Below are 5,185 nucleotides of genomic sequence, written 5' to 3' on the forward strand. Positions count from 1 at the left end.
TTTTTAAACGGCGGATTTGCTATGAAATTTATGAGCTCTTCGATAGTGACATCTTTTTGTTCTTTAAATTTGGTCTCAAATTTTTTGGTGGCCTCTTTTATGACAAAGATTTCTCTCTCTGGCTCTAAATTTGCGATGCTTTGCACTAAGCTTAATACGCGTTTTGGGCTTTCGTATATGACGGCTGGATAGGCTAAATTTAGAGCGTTTTGTATGGCTATTGCTCTTTCTCTGCCGGTATTTGGTAAAAATCCTAAGAAAACAAACTCTTTATCGCAAAGTCCGCTCGCGACTACGCTTAAAAGTGCAGCGTTTGCTCCGCTTAAAATTTCATACTTGATATCATTTTTTTGAGCATATCTTACTAGGCTAACGCCTGGGTCGCTTATGCCTGGCATGCCAGCGTCACTCATATAAGCTATATTTTTACTCCAAATTTCATCATTTAAATTTGCGAAAAATTCATCTTCGTTGTGGGTATGAAGCGGGATAAAATTTGAGATGTTTATCTGTGCGTCAAAGCGTTCGTTTAGTAGGTTTACAAGGCTTTTGCAAACTCTTGTATCTTCGCAGATAGCTATCTCGCATTCACGCAAAATTTTGATCGCGCGAAGCGAGATATCTTCTAAATTTCCTATTGGAGTAGGAACAAAGTAGAGCAAGGCTTATTTTAGAGCGTATTTTTTCTTAAATTTCTCAACACGGCCAGCGCTGTCAACTATCTTTTCACTGCCTGTGAAAAATGGGTGGCAGTTGTCGCAGATGTCGATTCTGATTTCGCTTTTGTTTGACTTCGTCTTAAAGCTGTTGCCACACGCGCAAGTTACGGTGCACTCTACATATTCTGGATGGATCTCTTTTTTCATCATCTTTCCTTTATTATTTTGGGCTATTTGTTACCTTAAAAGTTGCTGATTATATAAAAAGAAATCTAAAAATCAAATAAATCAAGCAAGAAATTTTGCTGCCACAGATATGACTGCGGTCTGCGATCTTAGGATATTTTTTGTATTTAGACCGTAGATATTTTTAAATTTAGCCATCTCATCCTCGTTAAATCCGCCCTCTGGACCGATTATTAAAATTTCATCATCTCTTTTTTCATTTAAATTTTTACCGCCAAAATTTATGGCTGAGACATTTTTATAAACGCTCATTAGCTCGTCTAAATTTTTATAAATTTCAAACTTCATTAGCGATGTTCGTCCGCACTGCTCGCATGAAAGTGCGTTTATGTAGTTTAGCTTTTCAAGGTCGATCTTGAAATTTGCCTGAGAAAATTTAGTGTAGACAAAGGCGATCTTGCCGACGCCAAGCTCATTTAAAAATGGCAGTGTCTTTTCGACCGTCTTTGGGTCAACGACCGCCCAAGCGATGGTAAAGTCAAATTTATGCTCGCTGTTTAGGCTGGCAAAGACAAGGCTTAAATTTGCACTTCTGCGCTCTATCTCATCGATCTCGTAGATATACTCTTTGCCGTCATGCAGATTTCTAACGCTTATGCGCTCACTCACCTCAACTCTTCTAGCTTTTAGGTGTAAAAAGGCCTCATTTACTATCTTTAAGCGCTCTTCGCCAGCGTTTTTATCATATAAAAATTTCATCTAAATTCCTGCAATGATGATCAAAATAATGTCGCAAATGCCTTTAATAAGGGCAAATTTTTTAAATTTCTCTAGCTCGCCAGCAACGGCGTATCTCTTTAGTCTTTTATATCCAACGGCGCTAAGTGCGATCAGGGCTATCAAGATAAGAAGCATTTTTATGGCGTTAAATTTTAGCTCGTAGTTGTAGTACGCCCACAAAATAAGCCCAGTTAGCACCAAAAAGCTAAGCAGCATATGATAAATAGGCAAAAAATACCTTATGTGAAGCACGTAGTTTTTGCTAGCGCTTCCAAGCTGCGTTAGCAGTAGATAAAGCGCCCCGCACGCAAGAAGTGCGTAGAAAAACGCCACGTGAAATGGCAAAGTGTAGGCAAAAAGCGAGGCTAAATGTTCGTTCATTTTTTATCTTTAGGCGGCTCGTTTTCCTCGACGACTGGCTCAGGTGGCAGCTGCTCGTCTATCGTCACGTTTGCGTCTGGCTGAGCTATCGTAACATCACTAGGGACTGGCTCACTAACGTCACTTTTGGCCTCTTCTTTATCTCCACATCCCAAAAATACGCCAGCTATAAGCAAAAAAGAGGTTATAAATTTTTTCATTAAACGTCCTTTGGATTTTCTATTTTTATCTTATTTATCATCTTTTCAAGTAAATTTTTATCTTCCCACTCGTCTATAATGGCCTCAGAAAATTTGATATCGCTAAGCCTTATCTCGCCCATTTGTGGGTTTGTCGCGTCCTCTTTGAAGCATTGCGCATAGCCAGTGTCGGTCTCATGGACGATGATGCTGTGAAGCTTTACTTCGCGCTCGCCGTTGTTCATCACGCTAAGCTCAAGTATCCGCTCGATCATGACAAAAAATATACGGCAAAACTGCTCTGCGCTGGGATTTAGTGGGATCTCGATCCACCTTGCAGAGTGCTTTTTAAGGTCGTTTTTGTATTCGTCACTATCGCCTGAATATATGGTCGTAGCGTGATCAAAGCTATCGATGATCGTCTTTATGTTTTGCTTCATTAGCCCAAAGTCATAGACCATGCCAGCGTTGTCTAAGAAATTTGAGCTAAGTAAAATTTCAGCCACGTAGCTGTGGCCGTGGATGCTCGTCCTGCAGCGCTTTGAGCTACAAAATCTCACGATATGCGCATTTTCAAATCTAAAAAGTTTTCTAATAATCATCAAACACCCTCTTTGTCGCCCCAAAGCCTGATATGGATACGCTCTGAGTAGTTAAATCCATGCTTTATGGCAAACTGCGCTGTTTTTAGAGCATTTTTGCTTAGCTCGTCCTCATTTGCACCCATCGCCATGCACCAAACTGGCAAATTTGCTCTATCTTTTATATATAAAATTTCCTCCAGCTCGCTTTTATCAAAGTGCGAGAGGACAAATTTTAAAAAGCTGCTTTTAGCGTTATCTTTGATAGCTAAAATGGCATCTAAATTTATGCGTTTTTGCTCGCTAACTCCGCTATTTGCTAGCTTTACCCCAAGTGCAAAATGGCAGTTTTTATAAATTTCAAATTTATCAAAATCAACCAAGATCGTGCCATTTGTCTCAAAATGCACCTCGTAGTTTATAAGCAAATTTCTTACCAAATTTATGAAATTTTCATTTTGATGCCAGATGAGTGGCTCGCCGCCTGTTAAAACGACGATCGGCTTTTGCTCTAAGCCTTTGCTAAGGCTATCAACTAGGCTTAAAATTTCATCTGCGCTATATCTTTTGTGGTGAAAATGTCCCTTAAAAACGGCCCTTATGCTATCACAGCCCAAAAACTCTTCGCCTGTTTTTAAAGATCTTGTCTTTACGCCAAAGCCAGAGCAGTTTAGGTTGCAGCCCAAAAAGCGTAAAAATATGGCGAGCCTGCCCTGATAAGCGCCCTCGCCTTGAATACTTAAAAATGCCTCAACTAATTCTAGCTCTTTGCTCATCAACCACCAGTTTGGTAAAAGGCCCTTGAAGAGGTTTCGTTTTCAGCTCCTAGCGCCCATTTGTTCTCTTTTGGCTTGTTGGCAAGCACTTGTCTTAAAATTTCGCTTGCTGCGACGATGTCGCCGTTTGCAACTGCTTTTTTGATGCTTAGTGCATCTTCAAAGTAAAGGCAAGGTATCAAAAGCCCCTCAGCGCTTAGTCTGATGCGGTTGCAACTCTCGCAAAAGTCGTGTTTGTGAGGGTCTATGATGCCAAATTTATAGCCGTCATCAAGCCTATAAATAGACGCAGGTGCGTTTGGCAGTTTTTCATCTTTTGTGATGTTATATTTTTGCGAGATGATATTTAAAATTTCATCGCTTTTTAGCCCTTTTAGATCCTCTTTGGCATGCGAATTTTCCATATATTCGATAAACCTGATCTGAGAGTTTCTAAATTTGGCAAACTCAAGCAAATTTACTAGCTCATCGTCGTTAAAGCCTTTTAGCGCGACGGTGTTTATCTTGACCTTTAGCCCAGCATCAAGTGCTGCCTCAAAGCCAGCCAAAACCTCATGCAAAACGCTCTTTTGAGCGATAAATTTAGCCTTTTGCTCATTTAGCGTATCAAGCGACATATTTATGCGCTTTAGCCCAGCATCCTTTAACCTTTTGGCAAAGTGTGGCAGCATAAAGCCATTTGTCGTAAGCGCTAGATCGATGTCTGGCTTATAATCGCTTATCATCTTTATAAAGACGTCTAGATCCTTGCGTACGAGTGGCTCACCGCCTGTGATCCTGATCTTTTTCACACCCTCGTCGATAGCTACTTTTACAAATAAAAATAACTCTTCAAATGTTAGTAAATTCTCTTTTGGCGTCCAACTAAATGGTGTCGTAGGCATGCAATATCTACATCTAAAATTACAACGCTGCGTCACGGAAATTCTTAAATAATCAACAACCCGACCATATTTATCTATTAGCATAAAGCACCTTTTTTAAGCTTGGTTATAGCTTTTTTTAATTTTCAATTATAGGTTAAAAGATTTAAATTTAAATAAAAATTTAAGCTAATTTTTGTAGTTTAAGAGTAGTTTTGTCTTTTAAAATTAACCTATAAATTTAGGCTAATTTATGAAATTTAAGCACAAACTCAACTCGCCCCATACCCACGTGAAGGTCTTTTGCGATCATGGCCGCGCTCTTTCCGTCCTTAAACATCTTTAGAATTTGCTCTTCTTCGTTGATAACGCTTGGGGCGATTTTATTGATATCTCTTGTTCGCTCCTCAAGGTTAAACATCCTATCTTTTTGCTCGTTTGCAAAGTCATCGATCACTCTCTCGATGCTCTTTATAGCGCGGATTATCGGCACGATTTTTTCATTTATCTGCTCGTTTATCTGCTCTTTTAGCTCATCTTTTACATCTTTTAGTTGCTCGTCATCATCAGGCTTAAAGCTTGCTAGTGCGACTAGCTGCTTTTTGAGATTGTAGTTTTCTTGCATGGCGCTCTCTATGGCACGCTCATACCTTGCAAATTTCTTATTTGTCTCGCTATCTTTTATAAATATCAAAGCTATTATTATCGCTAAAACGATACCAAAACCTAAAAAAATGTAAATTTCCATATTTTTCCTTTACGAATTCGCTCTAAGCTCTC

At 39.4% G+C, this 5,185-nt stretch carries 9 protein-coding genes; all 9 read right to left on the reverse strand.

Features of this window, described 5'->3' with window-relative positions; translation table 11 throughout:
- Window positions 1-662, reverse strand: a 662-nt coding sequence (rsmI, locus tag Q0296_RS09605; protein ID WP_298039925.1) for a 16S rRNA (cytidine(1402)-2'-O)-methyltransferase, incomplete at its 3' end; no start/stop codon positions are given.
- A gap of 3 nt (window positions 663-665) precedes the next feature.
- Window positions 666-866: a 50S ribosomal protein L31 gene (rpmE, locus tag Q0296_RS09610; protein ID WP_298039927.1), complete on the reverse strand. Its 201-nt coding sequence runs from the start codon at window positions 864-866 to the stop codon at window positions 666-668.
- An 81-nt stretch (window positions 867-947) separates the two neighbouring features.
- Window positions 948-1,604 carry a 16S rRNA (uracil(1498)-N(3))-methyltransferase gene (locus Q0296_RS09615; RefSeq protein ID WP_298039930.1) on the reverse strand — a complete coding sequence of 219 codons (657 nt, stop codon included), beginning with the start codon at window positions 1,602-1,604 and terminating at the stop codon, window positions 948-950.
- Window positions 1,605-2,006 (reverse strand): hypothetical protein, encoded by a 402-nt coding sequence (locus Q0296_RS09620; RefSeq protein WP_298039934.1) that lies wholly within the window; start codon window positions 2,004-2,006, stop codon window positions 1,605-1,607.
- The gene (locus Q0296_RS09625) at window positions 2,003-2,206 is read right to left on the reverse strand and encodes a hypothetical protein (protein WP_004318036.1); all 204 of its coding nucleotides are present in this window, start codon (window positions 2,204-2,206) and stop codon (window positions 2,003-2,005) included. The genes Q0296_RS09620 and Q0296_RS09625 overlap by 4 nt, the downstream gene beginning before the upstream one ends.
- Window positions 2,206-2,787, reverse strand: coding sequence for a 6-carboxytetrahydropterin synthase (locus Q0296_RS09630; RefSeq protein ID WP_103573264.1), 582 nt, complete (start codon window positions 2,785-2,787; stop codon window positions 2,206-2,208). Before Q0296_RS09630 ends, Q0296_RS09625 begins: the two co-directional genes overlap by 1 nt.
- Window positions 2,787-3,542 (reverse strand): 7-carboxy-7-deazaguanine synthase QueE, encoded by a 756-nt coding sequence (locus tag Q0296_RS09635; protein ID WP_298039941.1) that lies wholly within the window; start codon window positions 3,540-3,542, stop codon window positions 2,787-2,789. The genes Q0296_RS09630 and Q0296_RS09635 overlap by 1 nt, the downstream gene beginning before the upstream one ends.
- Window positions 3,542-4,510 (reverse strand): GTP 3',8-cyclase MoaA, encoded by a 969-nt coding sequence (gene moaA / locus Q0296_RS09640; protein WP_109146770.1) that lies wholly within the window; start codon window positions 4,508-4,510, stop codon window positions 3,542-3,544. Before moaA ends, Q0296_RS09635 begins: the two co-directional genes overlap by 1 nt.
- A gap of 136 nt (window positions 4,511-4,646) precedes the next feature.
- The gene (locus tag Q0296_RS09645; RefSeq protein WP_103607326.1) at window positions 4,647-5,153 is read right to left on the reverse strand and encodes a hypothetical protein; all 507 of its coding nucleotides are present in this window, start codon (window positions 5,151-5,153) and stop codon (window positions 4,647-4,649) included.
- Between the last annotated feature and the right edge of the window lie 32 nt (window positions 5,154-5,185).

Origin of the sequence: uncultured Campylobacter sp. (assembly GCF_937890585.1) — a bacterium.
Taxonomy (GTDB): Bacteria; Campylobacterota; Campylobacteria; order Campylobacterales; family Campylobacteraceae; genus Campylobacter_A.